At 39.0% G+C, this 21,605-nt stretch carries 16 protein-coding genes; 6 read left to right on the top strand and 10 right to left on the bottom strand.

Features of this window, described 5'->3' with window-relative positions; translation table 11 throughout:
- The first annotated feature begins 62 nt into the window (after positions 1 to 62).
- The gene (gene otsB / locus I7H67_RS08530) at positions 63 to 914 is read left to right on the top strand and encodes a trehalose-phosphatase (protein ID WP_198307584.1); all 852 of its coding nucleotides are present in this window, start codon (positions 63 to 65) and stop codon (positions 912 to 914) included.
- The gene (locus I7H67_RS08525; protein WP_198307583.1) at positions 902 to 2,335 is read left to right on the top strand and encodes an alpha,alpha-trehalose-phosphate synthase (UDP-forming); all 1,434 of its coding nucleotides are present in this window, start codon (positions 902 to 904) and stop codon (positions 2,333 to 2,335) included. The genes otsB and I7H67_RS08525 overlap by 13 nt, the downstream gene beginning before the upstream one ends.
- A 68-nt stretch (positions 2,336 to 2,403) precedes the next feature.
- On the opposite strand, the gene I7H67_RS08520 is transcribed toward I7H67_RS08525, so the two are convergent.
- The 7 genes from I7H67_RS08520 to I7H67_RS08490 form a co-directional block, all read right to left on the bottom strand.
- The gene (locus I7H67_RS08520; RefSeq protein ID WP_198307615.1) at positions 2,404 to 3,597 is read right to left on the bottom strand and encodes an MFS transporter; all 1,194 of its coding nucleotides are present in this window, start codon (positions 3,595 to 3,597) and stop codon (positions 2,404 to 2,406) included.
- Positions 3,598 to 3,887: 290 nt separating this feature from the next.
- The gene (gene ftn, locus I7H67_RS08515) at positions 3,888 to 4,352 is read right to left on the bottom strand and encodes a heteropolymeric bacterioferritin subunit Ftn (protein WP_001214863.1); all 465 of its coding nucleotides are present in this window, start codon (positions 4,350 to 4,352) and stop codon (positions 3,888 to 3,890) included.
- Positions 4,353 to 4,604: 252 nt separating this feature from the next.
- The gene (ligA, locus tag I7H67_RS08510) at positions 4,605 to 6,644 is read right to left on the bottom strand and encodes an NAD-dependent DNA ligase LigA (protein ID WP_198307582.1); all 2,040 of its coding nucleotides are present in this window, start codon (positions 6,642 to 6,644) and stop codon (positions 4,605 to 4,607) included.
- Positions 6,645 to 6,738: 94 nt separating this feature from the next.
- On the bottom strand, positions 6,739 to 7,782 hold the full coding sequence (locus tag I7H67_RS08505; RefSeq protein ID WP_198307581.1) for a cell division protein ZipA C-terminal FtsZ-binding domain-containing protein: 1,044 nt from the start codon (positions 7,780 to 7,782) through the stop codon (positions 6,739 to 6,741).
- A gap of 1 nt (position 7,783) precedes the next feature.
- Positions 7,784 to 11,233 (bottom strand): chromosome segregation protein SMC, encoded by a 3,450-nt coding sequence (gene smc, locus I7H67_RS08500; RefSeq protein WP_198307580.1) that lies wholly within the window; start codon positions 11,231 to 11,233, stop codon positions 7,784 to 7,786.
- A gap of 10 nt (positions 11,234 to 11,243) precedes the next feature.
- The gene (locus I7H67_RS08495; protein ID WP_004794249.1) at positions 11,244 to 11,939 is read right to left on the bottom strand and encodes a GntR family transcriptional regulator; all 696 of its coding nucleotides are present in this window, start codon (positions 11,937 to 11,939) and stop codon (positions 11,244 to 11,246) included.
- Positions 11,940 to 12,195: 256 nt separating this feature from the next.
- Complete coding sequence (locus I7H67_RS08490; protein WP_004794252.1) at positions 12,196 to 12,999, bottom strand: sulfite exporter TauE/SafE family protein; 804 nt, start codon at positions 12,997 to 12,999, stop codon at positions 12,196 to 12,198.
- Positions 13,000 to 13,029: 30 nt separating this feature from the next.
- Between I7H67_RS08490 and I7H67_RS08485 the strand changes: the two genes are divergently transcribed.
- Together I7H67_RS08485 and I7H67_RS08480 are read left to right on the top strand one after the other, a co-directional pair.
- Complete coding sequence (locus I7H67_RS08485) at positions 13,030 to 13,782, top strand: biotin--[acetyl-CoA-carboxylase] ligase (RefSeq protein ID WP_009393886.1); 753 nt, start codon at positions 13,030 to 13,032, stop codon at positions 13,780 to 13,782.
- 14 nt (positions 13,783 to 13,796) lie between these two features.
- Positions 13,797 to 14,531 (top strand): pantothenate kinase, encoded by a 735-nt coding sequence (locus I7H67_RS08480; protein ID WP_198307579.1) that lies wholly within the window; start codon positions 13,797 to 13,799, stop codon positions 14,529 to 14,531.
- A gap of 49 nt (positions 14,532 to 14,580) precedes the next feature.
- Here the strand turns inward: I7H67_RS08480 and ffh are convergent, their stop codons facing one another.
- Positions 14,581 to 15,996 (bottom strand): signal recognition particle protein, encoded by a 1,416-nt coding sequence (gene ffh / locus I7H67_RS08475; protein WP_017392298.1) that lies wholly within the window; start codon positions 15,994 to 15,996, stop codon positions 14,581 to 14,583.
- A 140-nt stretch (positions 15,997 to 16,136) separates the two neighbouring features.
- Here ffh and I7H67_RS08470 point away from each other — a divergent pair, with 140 nt between their 5' ends.
- Both I7H67_RS08470 and I7H67_RS08465 read left to right on the top strand, forming a co-directional pair.
- On the top strand, positions 16,137 to 16,946 hold the full coding sequence (locus I7H67_RS08470; RefSeq protein WP_013198819.1) for an inner membrane protein YpjD: 810 nt from the start codon (positions 16,137 to 16,139) through the stop codon (positions 16,944 to 16,946).
- An 84-nt stretch (positions 16,947 to 17,030) separates the two neighbouring features.
- Positions 17,031 to 17,975 carry a tRNA dihydrouridine synthase gene (locus I7H67_RS08465; RefSeq protein WP_198307578.1) on the top strand — a complete coding sequence of 315 codons (945 nt, stop codon included), beginning with the start codon at positions 17,031 to 17,033 and terminating at the stop codon, positions 17,973 to 17,975.
- 74 nt (positions 17,976 to 18,049) lie between these two features.
- Here I7H67_RS08465 and I7H67_RS08460 read toward each other — a convergent pair whose 3' ends face one another.
- Together I7H67_RS08460 and I7H67_RS08455 are read right to left on the bottom strand one after the other, a co-directional pair.
- Complete coding sequence (locus I7H67_RS08460; protein WP_198307577.1) at positions 18,050 to 19,003, bottom strand: DUF6160 family protein; 954 nt, start codon at positions 19,001 to 19,003, stop codon at positions 18,050 to 18,052.
- Positions 19,004 to 19,162: 159 nt separating this feature from the next.
- Positions 19,163 to 21,574 (bottom strand): DUF6160 family protein, encoded by a 2,412-nt coding sequence (locus tag I7H67_RS08455; protein ID WP_198307576.1) that lies wholly within the window; start codon positions 21,572 to 21,574, stop codon positions 19,163 to 19,165.
- Positions 21,575 to 21,605: the final 31 nt, after the last annotated feature.

Below are 21,605 nucleotides of genomic sequence, written 5' to 3'. Positions count from 1 at the left end.
TCATCAATTCATTTTAATGTTAGAAGATTAATTATTGAACAAAATATATTGGGAAGGCTAATATGAACAGTCAAAGTACAATATCTGATGGGAGAGAAAAAAATACATATTTTGTTACACCAGATGATATTATAAATACCTTATCTTTAGATAAAAATTATTGCTTATTTTTGGATATTGATGGGACGTTAGCACCATTCCAAATTAATCCTGAGCAAAGTTTTATTCCAAACACTACATTAGCAATTATAAAAGAAATAACTCAATTAAATATACCCGTTATTGCTGTAACAGGTCGAGATGTAGACACAGCTTGCAAACTACTACCGTCTATTGAGATCCCTGTTGCTGGTTTGCATGGTTTAGATATTTATTTTGGCTCAGATCATTATATTCGACCAGATTTAAGTTCGATTAATTTTAAAAAATTAAAACAAGATATTATAAATTCTTGTGAGAAATATCCTGAATTAGTAATTGAGGATAAAGGATATTCTATTGCTTTACATTATCGAAAAAACCCTACCCTAGAAAATAATGCTATTAATATTATGCATCAGATCAATCCTGATTATCCACAATTAAAAATAAATCATGGGAAATTTGTTGTTGAGTTAATACCAAACCAAGCTGACAAAGGTAAAGCAATTCAAACTATATTAAATCATCTTAATTTACCTTCTGTAGTACCGATTTTTATAGGAGATGATTTAACAGATGAATCTGGTTTTATTTTTATTAATCAGCACGCTGGTCTCACGATTAAAGTAGGGTCCGGCGAAACACAAGCCAACTACAGATTAAAAGATATTGATAATGTCGCGAATTTTCTTCTTTTATTTAAAAACAGAATAAAAAGCTTATATGTCAAAAATAGCCAAAATGAGAATGGAGAACAAATATGTCTAAATTAATTGTGTTATCGAACAGAATAAGTATGCCATCAGGTAAAGCTTCAGCAGGTGGCCTTGCCGTGGCTGTACAAGATGCTTTGAATGATAGTAATGGCATTTGGTTAGGCTGGAATGGTCAGCAAATCACCGATGGCGAAGCACCAGAATTTGAACAGGCTTATTCTGAAGGAATTGATTACATTACCTGTCCTCTTACTCATCAACAATACGCGCAATATTACTGTGGATTTGCAAATAAGGTTCTCTGGCCAGCAATGCATGCTCGAGAAGACCTGATTGAATATGATGCAGAAGAATATAATACCTATCAAAAGGTCAATCGGTTATTTGCTGAAAAATTAAAACAGCTTGCACAGCCTGACGATCTTATTTGGATACATGATTATCACTTTTTTAGTGTGGCGCGTTACTGCCGTGAATTAGGCATGCAAAATAAAATTGGTTTCTTCTTACATATTCCTTTTGCTAGCCTAAATATCTGGCACAAAATTCCAGTAGCTCGAGAATTAATTCAAGACTTGAGTCAATATGATGTTATTGGCTTACAAACTCAGATCGATCAAAATGCATGTATGCAAACTTGTCTAAATTTACTCGAAGCTCAGAAAATTCAAAGCAACAGTATTAGCTATAAAAAACGTCAAATATTAATTAAGTCGTACCCAATTGGTGTTCAGCCAGAGATTATACAAAAGCAAGCACAACAAGATTTGGCGACTTCTTCCGTGTTTAATTTTGAAGAAATCCCACGTCAAAAAACGATTATTGGTGTTGATCGTATTGATTACTCAAAAGGTTTACTCGAAAGATTTAATGCATTTGCAACCTTTTTGGAAACCAGTCCCGAATATCATGGTTTAGTTCGACATCTTCAAGTTGCAATACCATCTCGTACCGATATTCCAGCTTATCAACGCTTATACCAACGTTTTAAAAACAAGCTGGAGTTAATTAACGAAGAGTTTGCACATGAAGACTGGAGACCGGTAGATTGCTGCTATGACACGGTTCAACACCATAATCTTATGCACATTTACCGCCATTCAGATATTTGCTGGATCAGCTCACTACGCGATGGTATGAACCTAGTCGCTAAAGAGTATATTGCAGCCCAAGACCCAGAAAATCCTGGGGTACTCATTTTATCTAAATATGCGGGAGCTGCTGAGCAGATGTCTCAAGCCTTGATTGTTGATCCGCAAGATAGAGCAGCAATGATGGATACTTTGAAAATGGCTTTAGAAATGTCTAAAACTGAGCGTATTAATCGTTATGAGCAATTAATAGAGGGATTAACATCTTCTGATCTTACCAATTGGCGAAATAACTTCTTGGATGATTTAGAAAAGACACCGACTCTACTGATGAAGCCTCAGCGATTATTACAAGATAATTATCAATCTATCTATCAAGTTTTATAAATCTAAAAAAAGAACATCGAGAAATTTAATTTCTCGATGTTCGCTAGAGGGTAGATATTATTTATAAATTAATTTGTCTTGATTAATGTAAAACGGTTAAGTAAAGCAATAACAAAAAGCAATACAGCTACGCCTGTTAAAACCGTACTTAAACCAGTCCATTCACCAATTAAACCGATTAAAGCTGGTCCACTTAATGAACCTGTATAGGCAATCGTAGATACTAAAGAAAGTGCTGCTGCTTTCGGCATCTTGTTTTGTCGACCTACGCGAGAAAACATCACTGGCACAATATTAGAACAGCCTAATCCTAATAGCGCATAACCTAGTACAACCACTTGCCACACGGGTGCTGTCACAATAACAGCCATACCAATCGCAGCCCCAATTGCACTATAAGTTACAATATTTTTTTCGCCCCATTGCTTAAGCAAGACATGACCTGCAAAACGACCAATGGTCATGCTAAGAGCAAAAAAAGTATATGCGAGACCAGCAAAAGCAGGATTAAGTTGATATTTACTCGTTAAATAAATACCACCCCAATCCATCGCCGCACCTTCTGATAAAAAGGCGATAAAACACATCATACCAATAAGCAGAATAATGCCATCGGGACGATAACGTTTTTGGGGTGCTTGAGTTGTATCTTCATGTGGCTTTTCATCCTGTTCAAAAGACGTTAAACAAGAAGGAATAGCAATACCACCAATAACAAGCAAAATCATAACGACTGATAAAGTACTCATTAAGGGTGAAAGTCCTACTGCTAATAGTGCTGTCACAAGCATAGCGCCCGTTAAGCCACCAAGACTACACATTCCATGGAAACTAGACATGAGCGCTCGCAAGCTATGTTTTTCAACAACTACTGCTTGTAAATTGATAGCCACTCCAAGACATCCTGCTGCCGATCCAAAGACAAACAATGCTACAGCCATGGTCACAATGCTGCTCCACATCGTAAGGCTAGGCAATAAAACCATTAACAGCATCAATGCTAAAGCAATTAGCGGACGACATCCCCAGCGCTTGACTAAAGCACCTGTCGCAGGCATAGCAATCATTGAGCCAATACCCATACAAAGCAAAAGTAAACCAAAATCGGCATGATTTAGATTTAGGCGCTGCTGTGCAAAAGGAATGAGAGGTGCCCAAGCTGCAGTCGCAAAACCTAAGCTAAAAAAGCTTAGTCGTGTTGCAAGACGCTGTGTGCTTAAGAGAGTAGCTGTATCTAAAACAGCAGGTTTGGTAAATAACATATTTCGCGAACTCACCATAAAATCATTGGCGATCCATACCAACCGATTTTCCATAGAAAAACCCTTGCCTCATTAAATTTCTAGGCAAGGGTTTTATTGGCGAAATTATATCCAATTTCATAAAAAAAACAGGGGGTGCGATACAATTTTTCTGACTTTTTTGTAACTGCCAAAGCCTTATATAGTAAGGCTTTGAATATGTTCAATTTGACAAAATTAACACCCAAGTTAAGACTTCATTTTATTAAAATGAGCCAATAAAAAAACCCAGCCTTAGCTGGGTTTTTTTATTAAATTTGAGATTGAATATAGTTTTGTAAGCCAATTAACTCAATTAAACGTAATTGCTTTTCTAACCAGTATGTATGGTCTTCTTCAGTATCTGATAATTGTTGACGCAACATATCACGGCTAATGTAATCGCCCTTCTCTTCACAAAGTTTGATACCTGTCGCTAACTTTTCGCGAACATGATATTCAAGCGCCAAATCAGCTTTTAAACAAGATACAACGTCTGTACCAACATTGATATCTTCACGATGCATGTTTGGTTTAGCACCTAAGAACAATACACGGCGAATGATCGCATCAGCATGAGAAGCTTCTTCTTGCATCTCATGATCAATACGTTCATAAATTTTATTTAGGCCCCAATCCTCATACATACGAGAATGGATTAGATATTGATCACGGGCAGCCAATTCTCCGCCAATGAGCATATTTAAATAGTCTATGACTTCTGGATTGCCACGCATAATAAATCTCCTATCGTATGAAGACTATTATGGGCAATCTTAAAAATGATTGCAAAATAAAAAATAGTTAAGTTTATGATTTTTATCAAATTAAAATGAGAAACATACGCATTTGCAGTTTAAGTTATTTAAATTTCCTGTGCAAAAAGAAACGCTTGTCTGATTTATAAGCTCAAACAAGCGTTAAAATATAACTTAAACCATCAATTTATAAATTTGTAACTAAAATCAATGGTTCTTATTTCGGTAGACCTATTCGCTTAAAGTCTGTCCGTAGCTAGCCATAAGTGATAAGAAATCAGTCTCATTCATAACAGCAATACCAAGTTTTGCTGCTTTTTCTAATTTCGAACCAGCCTTCTCGCCCGCAACAACGCATTTGGTCTTGCTTGATACACTACCGCTTACACGCGCACCTAATGCTTGTAGCATTTGAGTCGCCTGATCACGGGTCATTTGTTCTAATGTGCCTGTTAACACCCAGCTCTCACCATTTAACGGTTGACGTGTTGGAGCTGTTGGCGCATCCCAATGAATCCCGGCTGCAATTAAGCGATCAAGCACTTCAATGTTATGTGGTGCCAAGAAAAAGTCAGCAATCCACTCTGCGGTAATATCACCGACATCTGGGGTTTTCTTTAAAGCTTCAACATCGGCAGCTTTAAGTGCTTCTAGAGTTTGGAAAGTATTGGCCAACATTCTAGCTGTTGTTTCACCAACTCCACGAATTCCCAGAGCATAAATAAAACGAGCAAGCGTTGTCTTCTTACTGGCTTCAATGGCATCAATGAGGTTCTGTACCGATTTCTCACCCATTTTTTCAATACCGAGCAAAGTTTCTCGGTGCTCATGCAAATGGTAAATATCAGCAACATCTTTGAGCAAATCGAGATGTAATAAAGACTCTACCCAGCGGTCGCCCAAACCTTCAATATCCAGTGCTTTACGTGATACGAAGTGACGAATAGCTTCAATTCGCTGTGCAGCACAGTAAAGTCCACCAGAACAACGTGCTAAAGCTTCTCCTTCAGGCATTACAACTGGTGAAGCACAAACAGGACAGCTTTCAGGTAAATGTACAATTTCAGCATCAGGTGAACGGAATTCTGGCCAAACTTTTTCTACTTTAGGAATAACATCGCCCGTACGATAAACACTAACCGTATCACCAACACGCACATCTAGACGATGGATTTCACCAATGTTGTGTAAAGTTACGTTGGAAACCGTTACTCCCCCTACAAATACAGGGTTTAAACGCGCTACAGGGGTTAAAGTACCTGTACGCCCTACTTGCCAATCAATCTGATCAACTGTAGTTAATGCAGCTTGTGCAGGAAATTTATAAGCAGTTGCCCAACGTGGCTCACGACTTAAGAAACCAAGTTGTTGTTGTTGTTTTAAGTCATCAACCTTTACGACCATTCCATCAATTTCAACTTGTAGATCTGGACGCTCTTTCTGAATTTGCTCATAACGCTGCTGTACTTCTTGAATTGAATTACACAGATATTGACGCTCAGCAATTTCAAATCCAAGTTGTGTGAGCCATTGCAGGCTGTCGTGCATGGTCGTTAAGTTATGATTTGGTTCGCACTGGGCAATACCATACGCATAAAACGCTAAAGGTCTACTAGCAGCAATATTCGGGTCGAGCTGTCTTAAACTACCTGCTGCGGCATTACGTGGGTTCGCAAAGGTTTTATCGCCTTTTGCTTCCTGATCGGCATTAAGTTTTTCAAAGCCCGACTTTGGCATGAGAACTTCACCGCGGACTTCAAGCAAACGTGGAATTTCAAAATGATCTGAATGCAACACTTTAGGCAAGTTACGAATCGTTTTGACGTTTTGGGTAATGTCTTCTCCGGTTTCTCCGTCACCACGTGTAACACCACGTGTTAACACACCATTTTCATACCAAAGCGAAATCGCAAGACCATCAAGTTTTAGTTCTACTTCATATTGTACTTTTTGGTTAGGCAAACGCTCTTCTACACGGCGAGCAAATGCAAATAAGTCTTCCTGATTAAAAACATTCCCCAAAGAAAGCATCGGAACGACATGAGTCACGCTTTGAAATTTAGAGAGTGCTTGGCCGCCTACCTTTGTCGTTGGAGAATCTGATTGAACCTGATCAGGATATTGCTCTTCTAAAGCTTTTAACTGGTGAAATAAATGATCATATTCACTGTCCGAGATTGTCGGCTGATCCATCACATAATAGGCGTGGTTATGCTTTGCAATCAGTTGAATAAGCTGACGCATCTGTTCGATCACGGAAGTTGTTGCCATTATGTTATTCACCATAAAAAAGGGTGGAAATTTCTCCACCCTGAGCTGCGACTAGATATGTTGCAATTATCGCAACGAACGTAAAAAAATAAAACTAGGCAGTCGCATGTGCCGGACGATAATCAATCACATGATGACGCCAGTGCTCTTTTAACTGTGGTGTAAATTCAAGATTATTTTCATCATAAACTTTGCCATCAATTTCACGAGCAATTAAACCTGCAATACTCGCCATCATGTCAAAACCAGTCACGGCTTTACTGTTTGGAAGCGCAAGGAAAAATGCCAACCCTTGAACTTGTTCACTAGACAACGTTTCAAGATCAAACCCAGCTGGTCCATTGTCAGTCATACGTAATACTGAAAACATCAGTACGCTCGGCTCATCCGTATTTTCATAGCGATGGAAACACGACATTTCGCCATAACGTAAACCGTATTTTAACAATACTTTAAGTGCTTTATCGCCAGACAACGCGCGACGTGGGTTCGGATAGACATTTAAAGCAATAATCTGTTCAGCCATCGCTAATGCACTTTCATCATCATAGCGTTGCTGTTCATGCAAATGTACATCCAGAATATTACTCTCGCCTTCAAATTCAGCAATTTCGGCAGTTTCAATATTTGGGTTTAAACTCAACTCAGGCTCAGTTTTTTCACTTTCAGATTTCAAGTTTTCTTCTGATAAAGCTTCAATTTCTGATTTAACAGAAACCGTACCAACTAACTCAGCTGAACTGTCTGTGTTAATGGTAGAACTTTTTACAGTTTCTTCAGATTTAATTTGGTCTGAAGAATTTTCAACAGCGGGTTGAGTTGATTCAGTTGAAATTGATTGAGCAGGTTCTACAGCCAAAGTTTCTGTTTGTTTTGTTGTACTAGTTTCTACCGATGCAGATTCATTTAACGTCGGCTCTACTCGCTCTGTACTAGTTGCCGATACACGTTCAGCTTCAGCTTGTTCAAGCTGATCCCGCACATGTCTAGGTATAACTGGTTGATTACTATCAGGATTAATATGCAAATCACTGTCTAATGAGGGTTCGGCATGGTTTGACTTTTTTAAAATCATTTTTAAGCCAATTAGCATAATAATAATGGCGACAACGATGCCAATAATCGTATTGATTTCCATTCTATGACTCCGAAACTAACCCGTATTCTTTTGCCTGTTCTAAATCGACAGTGACTAATTTTGATGTACCCGGTTCAGGCATGGTCACACCCAACAAATCAGTTGCCATGGTCATCGCCAGCTTATTATGTGTAATGTAAATGAATTGTACATGTTCAGAAAGCTCTTTTACCAAATTACAATATCTCTGAACATTCGCATCATCAAGTGGTGCGTCCACTTCATCTAACACACAGAACGGTGCCGGATTTAATCTAAAAATCGCAAATACTAATGCTAACGCTGTTAAAGCCTTTTCTCCACCGGAAAGTAATGCTAGAGAACTATTTTTTTTACCAGGTGGTCTTGCCATCAGTTTAACACCAGATTGCCAGTCATCTTCAAGGCTTAAACTCGCTTCGCCACCATTAAAGACCTTTGGAAACAGATTTTGCAACTCTTGATTAATCTGATCAAACGTTGTCATAAACAACTTACGGGTTTCCTGATCAATGCTTTTCATCGCATCTTTTAGTTGAGTTACCGTATTTTCCAAATCTTGAATCTGGTGACTCAACTCATCAAAACGCTGAGAAACCTCTTCAAATTCTTGTGAAGCTGCAAGGTTTACCGCACCGATTTTTTCAAACTGTTTCTGTACTTTTTCCAGTTTTTGCTGGTGCTCAGTTAAATCGATTTGTAAGCCCTTTTGGATCTCAGCATTTAACTCTTTGAGTTGCTCTTGGTAATGTTCACGATCTGACTTAGCCGCTTGCCATGCCAAACGCTTTTCTTCAAGTTGCTCTCTGAGTTGTTCATCTTTTTGTTGATATTGATGACGCTGATCTGTCAGGGTTTGTTGTTTTTCCTGCACACTATTGAGTTCAAGCTGCCATTCATTCCAGTTCTTTTGCAACTTTTCAGTTTGAGCAAATTGTTGCTGAAATTCTGACTCAAGATTTGGTAACTCTAACTGAATAGGGTCAACAAATTTTTTCGCCTGCTCCATTTGAGCATTAATCTGCTGATATTGACTCTGCAAGAACGAGATATCTTTTTCAAGCAACTCGATTTGTTGAGTGGTTTGCGTACTACTACGACGTAAAATCTCGCGTTCTTGTTGCTGATGTTGTAGAGCTTGTTGCTGTTCTTCTAACTGCTCTGTTAACTCTTCTACCCGAAATTGCATAGTTTTATAATCAGGTAAAATGGTTTCAAGTTTGATTGCTAGAGCATGTAAATCAATTTCCAGATCGTCTTTCTGCATTGCATCTTCTTCAAGCTGCATGTCTAACTGAGCTAACTGATCTTTCAATTGTTGTTTTTGCAGTAAAAATGCTTGAGCTGCGGTTTGCTGTTTAGCAATTTGCACATCAAGCTGTTGTAAGTCTTTTTGTTTTTGTTTAACAACTTGCTGTTTCTGCTGCAAGTCAGACTGTAACTGCCCTAGCTCATCTTTTTGCTGAACTAAAATTTGATCTAATACTTGTAATTCAGGTTGCTGCTTTTCAAGGGCTTGTTCAATTTCATCTAGACGAATACGATGGCTCAGCATACCTTGTGCACTTTGACTCTCGTCATCATACATAAGGGCAATCACCCAATCCTGCCCGACATGATAACCATCTAAGGTCAAAATAGACTGACCATGTTGTAGTTGCTTTTGCTCATTTAAAGCGACCGTCAAATCTTGTGCAATCGCTACATTCGAAAAGATTGATAGTTGTGGAGACTCAATCCAGTCATTTAAACAGGCCAAATTCCCTTTAAATTTGCTTGTTTGCTCTGACGGTTTTAACTGGCGAGCAACCCCTTCTTGAAAAGTTTGTTCAGTCTCAAGAATATGAGCTTGTAACCATTTTGCTAAAAACTTTTCAACAATCTGCGCATGCGGTTTGCCTTGCTCCGTTAACTGTAGAGCCTGCATTAAACGTAGTGCATCTTGATGTTGCTTTGGACTTTGTTTAGCAACAAGCTGGCTTAAGTTTTTCTGCTCAGATAATAAAACCTGTATTTCTGTTTTTAGCGTTTGTTGCTGATTTTTGGTTGTCTGATGCGCTTGTTGAGACTGTTCAATCTGTTGCACATACTGCTCAATTTCAGTCTCTAACGTCGAGATTTCACGACGTAATTGCTGCTGTAGTTGCTCAAATTCGCCCTGCTCATCTTCATGAACCTGCGATTGAATCTGACTTGCTTGGTGCTGCAACGTTTCTTTTTGCTGTTCAATGCGTTGAACATTTTTGCCTAACTGCTCAATTTGGGCAGACATCTGCATTTTTTGCTGCTGTTGTTTTTCAACCTGAGCTTTTACTTGTTCAAATTGTTGCTGTGCTTGTTTTTGCTGAGATTGTAAATCAGCAAAGTTTTGTTCAGCTTCCGTTGCAGTATGCTCAATTCCAGTTAATGATTCAGTTTGTTCATCTAACTGATTATTGAGTGTTTCAAGTTGCAATTCAGAAAGTTGTAAACGTTCTTTAGTTTGGAATTTTTGCTGTTCTAACTGAACGAGAGTCATACTATTTTGCTGGTATAAACTCTGTTTTTGTTCCAGAGTCATTTTCAGTTCAGATAATTTTTTTTCAGCTTGTTGCCACTCTTGTTGTAGTGGTGAAGATTGCTGAATGAGGCGCTGAAATAAAGCACTGGTTGCTTCTAAATCATGTTCAATCGTACTTAACTCTGAGCGAACCAATTTAAAAGTTTCACCCAGTTCATTCATTTGAACTGTATATTCTTCTTGTAAGCGTACGCTTTTATCTGCCTGAAAAGATAGAATTTCAATTTTCAGGGTACGAATCTGGCTTTCCAGAGTCTTATATTGAACCGCTGCTTCGGATTGACGTTTAAGCGTCTTCAGCTGTGATTTTAATTCGAGGGCAATATCTTCTAAACGTGAAAGGTTTTGCTCAGTATGTTCAAGGTGTTGCAAAGTCTCGCGTCGACGAGCTTGATAGCGTGAAACACCTGCCGCCTCTTCAATAAAGATGCGCATTTCTTCAGGTTTAGCATCAACCAGACGGTTAATCATGCCTTGTTCAATCACTGCATAAGAACGTGGCCCTAACCCTGTTCCTAAGAAAATATCGGTGATATCACGACGGCGGCAACGTGTGCCATTTAAGAAATATTCGGACTTACCTTCACGGGTGACCTGACGACGAACCGCTAGCTCATTATAGGCATTATAAGATCCGCCCAGTTTGCCATAGGTATTGTCAAAACGTAGCTCAACACTCGCTACACCCACTGGCTTACGCTTGGAGGTTCCTGTAAAAATAACATCTTGCATGCTACCACCACGTAGCTGACGAGCATTTGATTCACCCATCACCCAACGAATGGCATCAATTACATTTGATTTGCCACAACCATTTGGACCAACCACTGCTGTGCGGTTCGCCTTAAAATTTAAAGTTGTACTATCTGCAAAAGATTTAAAGCCTGAAAGTTTTAAACTGCTTAAACGCATAATGCCCTAACTAGCGGCGTGAGCGTCTTGCCCAGGCCAATTCAATCTGTTTCATTCGTGTCAGCGATTCCAACACAAGGTTACGTAAGTGTCGACAAAAATCTTCCATAAATAAAGCGGCTTGTTGTGATTTTCGGATCAAAATTGCATCAGTCACGAGTTTAAATAATGCAAATGCTTCTTGTAGTTCCCGCTTAGAGGTATTTAAGGTCAAAAAATAACTGCGACGTAGTGAAGGTAGTAACTCTTTATAGAACTTCATTAGGTAGGGATTGCCCACCATATCTTGCTGTTCAGCGAGATATTGAAAAACACCATCATAAAATTTTTCGATATCACCTGCTTTTACATGCTCAAGTAGTTGTTCCAACAATAGCTGCAATTGATCGGCTTCATGTGCGCGCCATGTTTCACTGATACGTTGAACAATATGCCCTAATAACATCACGTTTGTGTCAAACAGTGCTTTAACCTGCTGTGCAGACATTTCTGAAACAATTGCCCCGCGGCGTGGAAATATCTCAATTAAATGAGTACGCTCTAATAATAACAATGCTTCACGAACTGACCCTCGGCTTACATCAAGCTCTTTGGCAATACGTAATTCTTGAATACGCTCGCCTTCAACCAGCTCACCACTAATGATCTGTTCGCTAATATATTTGACAATTTGCTCAGAAAGACTTTCTGTCTCTTCGAGATTCATAAATCACCCGCTACTTTTTATATGCATTAATCCATGCTTTTCTTTCGCATCCTTGTTTTTAACTGATCGTACCGATTAAAAACTATGTCATTGTCTGACAATTTTATTGCATTTTAAGCCAACCCATTTAAAAACAACACCAAAATCGGATGAATAAAAGCCTCGAATGTTCTTATTTTACTGAATAAAAAAAGCTCGAATTTCTAAAAACTCAAGCTCTTAAATCGTAGTTCTAGTGAGATTAATATTTTACTCTCTAGTGCATAATCCCTTTATAAATAAAGTAACTACCTACCACCACTAACAAACAGGCAAAGCATTTTTTCAACATTTGTGGTGACAATGCATGAGCAACTTTAGCGCCAAACTTGGCTGTAACAAAACTCATGACACTAATACCAATAAACGCATAGATGTGCACATAACCAATCGTGTTAGGTACAGAGATGTGTTCTTTGGCACCAAACCACATAAAACCAATTGCACCGGCAATAGCAATAGGTAAACCACAAGCGGCAGAAGTCGCGACTGCTTTTTGCATGACGACGCCATGACGGTTTAAATACGGAACAGTTAAGCTACCGCCTCCAATACCAAAAATTGCAGAGGCAATACCAATGCCACCACCCGCCATAAATTGCATAGGTGTTGAAGGAAGCTGACGTGTTGGGTCAACAACCACATTTGCCCCTTTAAACATACGATAAGCCATCACAACTGCAAAAACACCAATAAGTAGCTGTAAATGCTGACCAGACATCAAATCGGCAATACCCGCTCCTAAAAATGAACCAATCACCAGTCCAGGTGCTAAATTACGAAAAACAGGCCAAAGAACTGCACCCTTTTTATGGTGGGCCGAAACTGAACTAAAAGACGTCACAATAATCGTTGCAAGCGATGTTCCAACTGCAATATGCATGATTACCGCTGGGTCATAGTGCAACTGGGTAAAAACGACATAGAGGATTGGTACAATAATTAGTCCACCACCAACTCCAAACAATCCGGCAGTAAAACCAGCAATTGCGCCAATGAGTAAATATATGATTAACTCCATAAATGTTTTACCACTCTGCTCATATTCAACATGGATTTAGAGACTCGCCAACTACAACAACTTTTAAGCGCAAAAAACCAGCTTCCAGAAGTGGTTTTATTAAAAGCAACCACAACTTCGACCAATGATGATATTCGTGAAATTGCCCAAAAAGGCATTACAACGGGCTTGGTTTGCAGTGCTCAACAAACTCAAGGGCGAGGTCAACATCAACGGCAATGGATTTCACCTGAAGGAAACATTTATTTAAGCACATTGGTGCAAACTCGAACACCCTTAGATGGTCGCTTAGCACTTGAAGTTGCTCTGAATATTTTGCAAATCCCGCAGTTACAAGCGCTGAATTTGCAAGTGAAATGGCCAAATGATTTGTATAGTACGCATGGAAAATGGGGTGGAATTTTGGTCGAACCGCTTTCCCAGCATCAAGCTATTGTGGGCGTAGGTATTAATTTAAAAACACCACCAGTGACTGATAGTGATCAACCGATTACCTCTCTAGAGGATTTAGGCCTAGAACAAATGAGTCGTCTTGAACTCATTTCAGAGCTTTATGTGGCGATTCAAAATGCAGCTCGCTGGTTTGATCATGGTTGCTACAACTTGGCTGGACGTTTTAATCACCACGCTGCATGGCTTAATCAGTTGGTGCAGTTCGAACATAGTCAGGGACTGGTTCATGGTCGTTTTGTTGGAATATCCAATGAAGGTGCAGTAATTCTTGAGACTCCTGAACCTCAGCAGTTTTATCAAGGTCGCTTAAGACCACAAGTGAATCAATAAATAGGTGTTCTTCCATGAAAAGTTTATGGCTTGATATCGGAAACACCCGTTTAAAGTATTGGATTACTGAAAATCAGCAGATTATTGAACATGCAGCTGAGCTACATTTACAATCCCCTGCCGATTTATTACTGGGTTTGATTCAACACTTTAAACATCAGGGTCTACATCGCATTGGGATTTCCTCAGTACTCGATACCGAGAACAACCAACGTATTCAGCAGATTTTAAAATGGTTAGAAATACCTGTTGTTTTTGCCAAAGTACATGCTGAATATGCTGAGTTAAAGTGCGGCTATGAAGTTCCAAGTCAGCTCGGGGTTGACCGTTGGCTACAAGTACTCGCTGTAGCTCAAACAGATGAAAACTATTGCATTATTGGATGTGGAACAGCCTTAACGATTGATTTAACGCAAGGCAAACAACATTTAGGCGGTTACATCCTCCCTAATTTATATTTGCAGCGCGATGCACTCATTCAAAATACTAAAGGCATTAAAATTCCAGACTCAGCTTTTGATAATTTAAACCCAGGCAATAACACAGTCGATGCAGTACACCACGGTATTTTGTTAGGCCTGATTAGTACAATTGAAAGCATTATGCAGCAATCTCCGAAAAAACTGCTCCTTACCGGTGGAGATGCACAACTATTTGCCAAGTTCTTGAAAAAATATGATCCAGTCGTAGAAACTGATCTTTTGCTCAAAGGATTACAACAATATATTGCTCATTATCCTAAAGACTAAAATACAGAACAAAATAAAAGGCGCTATATGCGCCTTTTATTTTACGAACTTATTTCTTTTGGTCGTTGTTACCAAAGAGTGGTCCCATTCCGCCACCACCGCCGCCGCCAAATTGTTTTTGCATATTGCCTAATGAACGCATCATTTTGCTCATACCAGATGGATTCGCAAACTTCTTCATCATTTTAGCCATTTGTGCTTGTTGCTTAATGAGTTTATTTACTTCAGCAACATCCATACCACAACCAGCTGCAATACGTTTTTTACGACTTGGGTTCATCAGGTCTGGATTACGGCGTTCTTTAACGGTCATTGACTGGATAATAGCTTCCATTTTCTTGACCTGTTTTTCAGGATTTGCTTGCTCAATCGCTTGCTGAATTCCTGCACCGCTCATGCCAGGCAACTTATCTAAGAAGCCCATCATGCCGCCCATACTTTTCATTTGCTCAAATTGCATCAGCATATCTTCAAAGTTGAAGCTGCCTCCTTTTTGCAATTTTTTAGCCATTTTTTCGGCTTTTTCTTTGTCGATTTTACGTTCAACTTCCTCGACTAAAGAAAGTACATCACCCATGCCTAAAATACGTTGAGCAACACGATCTGGATGGAATGGTTCTAAAGCATCAAGCTTCTCACCCATACCCAAGAACTTGATTGGCTTACCCGTAATTGCACGCACAGAAAGCGCTGCACCACCACGTGCATCACCATCAGTCTTAGTGAGAATCACACCCGTAAGTGCCAATGCATCATTAAAGGCTTTAGCTGTATTTGCAGCATCCTGACCTGTCATGGCATCAACCACGAACAAAGTTTCAGTTGGCTTAACAGCAGCATGTAATTCTTTAATTTCGTCCATCATGTCTGCATCGACATGTAAACGACCAGCGGTATCGACAATCAATACATCAGCAAACTGGATTTTTGCCTGTTCAATTGCACGATTAACGATATCAATTGGCTTTTCAGAAGCATCTGAAGGAATAAAACCAGCACCAACTTCGTTAGAGACAGTTTCTAACTGTTTAATTGCTGCTGGACGGTAAACGTCAGCAGAAACCGTCATTACTTTTTTCTTTTGACGTTCTTTTAAGAAACGTGCCAACTTAGCGGCAGTTGTCGTTTTACCCGCACCTTGTAAACCAGCAAGTAATACAACAACGGGAGGCTTAGCACTTAAATCAAGTGTTTCATTCGCCTCACCCATCATCTTGGTGAGTTCGTCATAGACAATTTTTACAAATGCCTGGCCTGGTGATAACTGAGTCATCACTTCTTGGCCCAATGCCTCTTCCTTAACTTTCGCGATAAATTCACGAGTTACAGGTAACGCGACATCGGCTTCAAGAAGTGCCATACGTACTTCACGTAAGGTATCTTTAATATTGTCTTCGGTCAGCTGCCCTGAGCCAGTAACATTTCTTAAACTCTGTGTGAGTCGTTCTGTTAAGGTATCAAACATTGCAAAATCCGCTTAAAATGGCTAGTTGCAAAAAAATCTTTCTCGAAATAGAAAATTTATGCATAGAATGCTATAGGATACTTTAGTTCGCAGCGAATTTATATCTTATATAGATGAATTAATCCTGAAAAAGGTTTGACATGATTAGCCTCCCCTTGGTTTACACAATTTTGGCACTCATCGCATATACCACTTCTTTCTGGTATCTGTTTATTCGTTTAATGTCAAAACGTGAACCAAACCCATGGTTATTTGCTTTTGTTGCGACTTTGGCGCTCCTGTTGCATGGTACAGTTTTATGTCACGCCATGCTGACACCAGCCGGAATTAACTACGATGTTTTTAATTTAGTATCTTTTACATCGTGGCTTATGCTGTTGTTAAGTTTAATTTTTAGTATTTTTCGTCCCATCGTACCGCTAAATTTATTAGGCATTCCTGTAGCGGCTATTGGTCTAATTTTAGGTTTTGGATTCAGTCGACCAGATCAATTTATTGAGCAGCATTCGTTAGGCTTAGATACTCATATTATTCTTTCACTTTCTGCCTATGCAGTTTTATTGATGGCAACCATTCACGCTATTTTGCTATGGTTCCAAAATCGTGAACTCAAAAAGAAACAAAAAAAACGCTTTTGGGTCAATTTACTCCCGCCAATTCAGGCGATGGAGTCTTTGTTATTTGATCTGATCATTACTGGCTTTATTTTATTAACAATTGCACTCACTTTTGGTTTCTTGACGATCGATAGCTTCTTTGCACAGCATCTTGCTCATAAAACCGTATTTAGTATTATTTCTTGGTTTATTTATGGCTCACTCTTGATTGGCCATTACAAACTTGGCTGGCGAGGTCAAAAAGCGATTCGTTTTACGTTAATCGGTTTTGTGCTTTTGGCGATTGGTTTTATTGGCAGTAAATTTGTGCTTGAGATGATCTTGGGCCGTTAAGTAAATTAAAATTTCTTCGATACTAGACAGCGTTATACATATCCCGTATAACGCTGTTTTCTTTTTGCTCAGGTGACACAGACTGTGAAACTCATACTCGCTCCAATGGAAGGTTTAACTGACCCGATCATGCGGGATACACTCACATCTGTTGGTCATTTCGACTGGTGTGTGACCGAGTTTATTCGTGTTACAGACAGCATTTTGCCAGACCATATTTACTATAGTTTTTGCCCTGAGTTAAAGAACGACGGTAAAACAGCTGCGGGTACACCTGTCCATGTCCAGTTCTTAGGTAACAACCCAGATATGCTGGCAGCAAATGCTGCAAAAGTTGTAGAGCTTGGTGCACCAGCAATCGACCTTAATTTCGGTTGTCCTGCGAAAACTGTAAACCGACACAGAGGCGGCTCTGTTCTTCTTGATGAACCTGATGTTGTACATATGCTTATTAAAGCAGTGAGAGATGCAGTACCTGCACATATTCCTGTTTCAGCAAAAATGCGTTTAGGTTATCTCGATGAAAATCACACCATGGAAAATGCCCATGCTGTTGAAGATGCTGGTGCAAACTGGTTAACGGTTCATGCACGTACTAAAGCAGATGGTTACACGCCTCCTGCCTATTGGGAAAAAATTCTGCCCATTAAAGAAGCTTTAAAAATTAATGTCATTGCTAATGGTGAAATCTGGAATAATGCTGATGCTAGAGCTTGTCAGCAACAGTCTGGCTGTGAAGACTTAATGATTGGACGTGGTGCTGTAACTACTCCAGATTTAACACAATGCATTCGCCAAAACATGGATGAAGCGTTATTTAGTTGGGAACAACTGGTTGATTTACAAATTCGTTTTTTAAACGGTCAAGCAAAAACAGAAATTGGTATGGTTGGTCGTTATAAGCAATGGTTAGGCATGATGACTAAAGCCTATCCACAAGCAAAAGACCTATGGGACCAAGTAAAACGTATTAAAGCTTTGGATGAAATTGTTCAACAGTTAGAACACACCAGATCAGAAACCATTTAACGCAATATAGTCATAAAAAAGAGGGTGATTGTTTTTACAACCACCCTCTTTCATTTTTCAGGTTAAGTAATTATTTAAAAACCGCTTACTTTCATTTTAAAGTCAGTTACAGAAACGCCAGTGACACCAAAACTCCCCATTGAGCCATTCGGTAAATTATTAAACGTTGTTGTATTTTGAGTACCCATATTTCCTAAAGTGACATTATTAAGTGAAGCATCAAATTTACTTGATACGCCTGTATTTCCAAAAGTTAATCCAGTTGGATCAACACCTGCATAGAAACCATCAAGTACAAAACCTGTTGAGGTATTTGTGCCAGCAAATTTAAACCCGAATGTAGCACCCGTATTATCGGACACTAAAGTAATTGGACAACCCGCAGCAGCAGAACAAATAGATTGAATTGCCCCTCCAAATTTAACCATAACTGATTGAGCAGCATGGCCAAGCTGAATATTTAAACGAGGTTTATTGGTTTGTACAAAGTTAATATCTAAATTACCAGTAGAACGGATCAGTTCTTTTACACCCGTATTCACTGTCGTTCCCGAACTAAAAATTGATTTTGGTGCATAACTGGTTAATGCATAATCGGATGGACTAGATAAAGACGCACTTGGGGCTAAATAAACTGAAAAAGGTAAAAGTCGAATACCGTTTACATCACTCCCCATCGATACTGCTAAATTTAAAAAAGGATTTCCACCACCAGCATCTGTATCCATTGCAATATTAAAAGAAGGATTACTCGATACCGCAGCTTTAATAAACTCTATGCCAGGAACTGGATTCGTAGAATTTCCTGCAATGACAAAGCCAGCCTTACTGTTATATGAAGTTGAAGCAATACCGTTTGTATCAATCAGAGCGACTTGATTAAATTTAACTTTATCAGCCTGAATACCTAAAGTTAAACCATTTTGGCCCGTTGCTGCCGCAAGACTTTGATCATCTAAAGGCTGCATTGCAAAAACACTTGAACTACTGGCAAGTAGCAACCAGCACCCTATATTTTTATTCTTCATGTCGCTCTAATCCTTAAGAGACAAACGCTTATTATTTGTTCAGACTATCAGAATAATATTCAAGTACAAAGCAATTATCCCTATAACCCGACGAATGCAAATCTAATCACATTAAAATAAAAACCATATAAAAAGTGGCAATGGCTGCCACTTTTTTGATTAGTTAAAAGCACCATTTCTAGGCACAATACTAAAGCTACTATTTAAACGTCCACCAGTAATCGCAAGCTCACCTAAACGTGCACCTGCACCAGTTGATGGAGGATAGAAGTTAATATCTTTAACACGTAATGCACCATCAATACTCTTATCGGGATTAAAATAAACTGCCGTATTTACGCCAACTTTACCTAAACCACTTGCACTATCTTTACCAACAACTAAAGCAGTATTAAACGCAAGCTTTCCAGTAATATTATCAAAACCAATTGCAGAACCATCGATCGGATCACTAATTTGAACCGTATTTCCAGTTGCTGTGGCAGGCATGGTGAAATCGCCCAGTACAGTTAAAGCACTACCATCTGCAATTGAACTGTTTGGCACGATCGATAAGTTAAGATCTCCGCCTAAACGCAGTTTTAGACCAAATAAGACATCATTATTTCTGGCAAAGTTATCAATTGGTGAGGTACATGAACCGGTAGCTGGACAAGTTTTATATTTTGCTCCAGGTAAATAACCTGCTGCGATCTCGGTTGATAAAGCAAGTAGCATCTCTTTTAAACTAATGTTAAGACTGCCATTTTCTAAACCGATGCTTCCATTGCCTTTAACGAACATATCAATGTTACGTAACCCCATGTAATAATCAGTAGGACTACCGCCATTATTAGCATTTGGAGAACCATCAATTAATAAAATTGAGGTCGTTTTGGTTCCAGTCGCATCACGTCCTGTAGTTCCAGCTGCAATACCAAAACCCAAACGTGAAGTCGTTCCAGATGTCGCAACAACATTCTGAACAGGTTTACCATTGGCATCTTTTGTATAGTAATAAGCGCTATTTGCTGGCGCGTCTAAACCATATACAGCAGCATTAGCATTTAAGTTATAAAAAGGTAGTGCTAAGCCCCATTGGTTGTTTGCACCATTGTCTGCAAACTGATTTGCAGGAGCGACATTCGCACTTGTCGTAAAACGACCACGTCTTGAAAATGCTTGAAACTCTGCTCCACGCATTGCAAGAATTAAACTGAATGGATTAGTAACCGTATCACGGTGAATATTATGCTGATAATCAGCAGCTGTCGTTAAAGTGCCCGATCCTAAACGAATTGCATTTAAAGTCGCGTTATTTGGCATTAATAATGTTTTTGTATCAGCGAGATTTAAATAAATATTTCCACTGTCAAAATAACCACGTGTAGCTGAGTTAAGGCCTGTTAAATTACCAAACTCGAAACCATAAGCATTTAGACCTGCTCCACCAATTTCTAAAGTGGTTGCTTTACCATCTGCACCTAGCATTGAGTCATTATCTTTAGTGAACTCACCTTTCATGCGAAAGGCAATGCCAGAATTACCTAAAATGCTATTACTTGAACTGGTACCAGAAGCAGTATTTGCCGTACCTAATATTGTTGAATCTGACGTACCATCCATACCACGGACTTGTAAATAACTATTTACCATACGTCCGCTAGCACCTAAACGAATCAAACCTTTCGCATTTTGTGGGCTATTAGTTGCATCTAAAGCATAAGGGTTAGTTTTATCTACATTCGAGCTGAGCATTACCTCAATATTCAGGCCTGAATTGGTTACTTTACCACTACTGTCAACATATGTACCCGCAGTTAAACCAGAAGCTGAATCTGCTACACGGTTAAAATCAACATATCCATAGGTAGTATTCGGAGTTTGCCCTACACCAGCAACATTAGTTCCAGTATTTGTCTGTAAAACTAAGCCACGAGTTGGGTCAATCAACATGGCCCCTTTACCAACAAAATTAAAGTTAAAATTTCTTAAAATTAACTGATTTAACTGGCTGCGAGCATCCAATTGCCCTAGATAAATATTGGCATTATTAATACCAAGTGTCATGCTTGACTGGCTATTTGCATTAAATAGCCCATCTTGGGTTGTAAGTGCCAAATTTAAAGGAGAGGTCGTTTGAATAGCCAACTGCCCTAAAGTTGGCGAGCATGTAGCTGAACTATTACAAACTTTAACGCTATTTACGGTAATAAGTGATGGACTACTTTGCATAGAAAAGTCGAGTCCAGTTTTACCCGTAGTTGGGTTACTCCCTACATCTAAACGATAATTAGTGCTTAAAGTTTGGCTAGATGCATTACTTTTTTGGACTTTTACACCACTTGCTTGAGCTCTTAATACCTGATCAGCACTTGTTGGTGTGCCTGCATGGTCATCCCAGTAAGCATTATCAATATTAATTTCATTAAACGTAGTTTGAATAGAGATCCCATCTTGTCCATTGACGGCACTCAAATCAGCATCTGTTAAAGCTTCTAAAGCATAAATTTGACCACTCACTAACAACATGCTGGTTGCTAATGTATTTAAAATAAACTTTGAGCTGTGATTTTCTTTATTTTTTTTCATCACTTCAGTTCCTTTGAAATCTACATTAACC

It is taken from the genome of Acinetobacter sp. ACIN00229 (assembly GCF_016106645.1).
GTDB lineage: Bacteria > Pseudomonadota > Gammaproteobacteria > Pseudomonadales > Moraxellaceae > Acinetobacter > Acinetobacter oleivorans.
The sequence above is the reverse complement of the archived record's forward strand: the minus strand, read 5'-3'. Positions and strand labels throughout refer to the sequence as shown.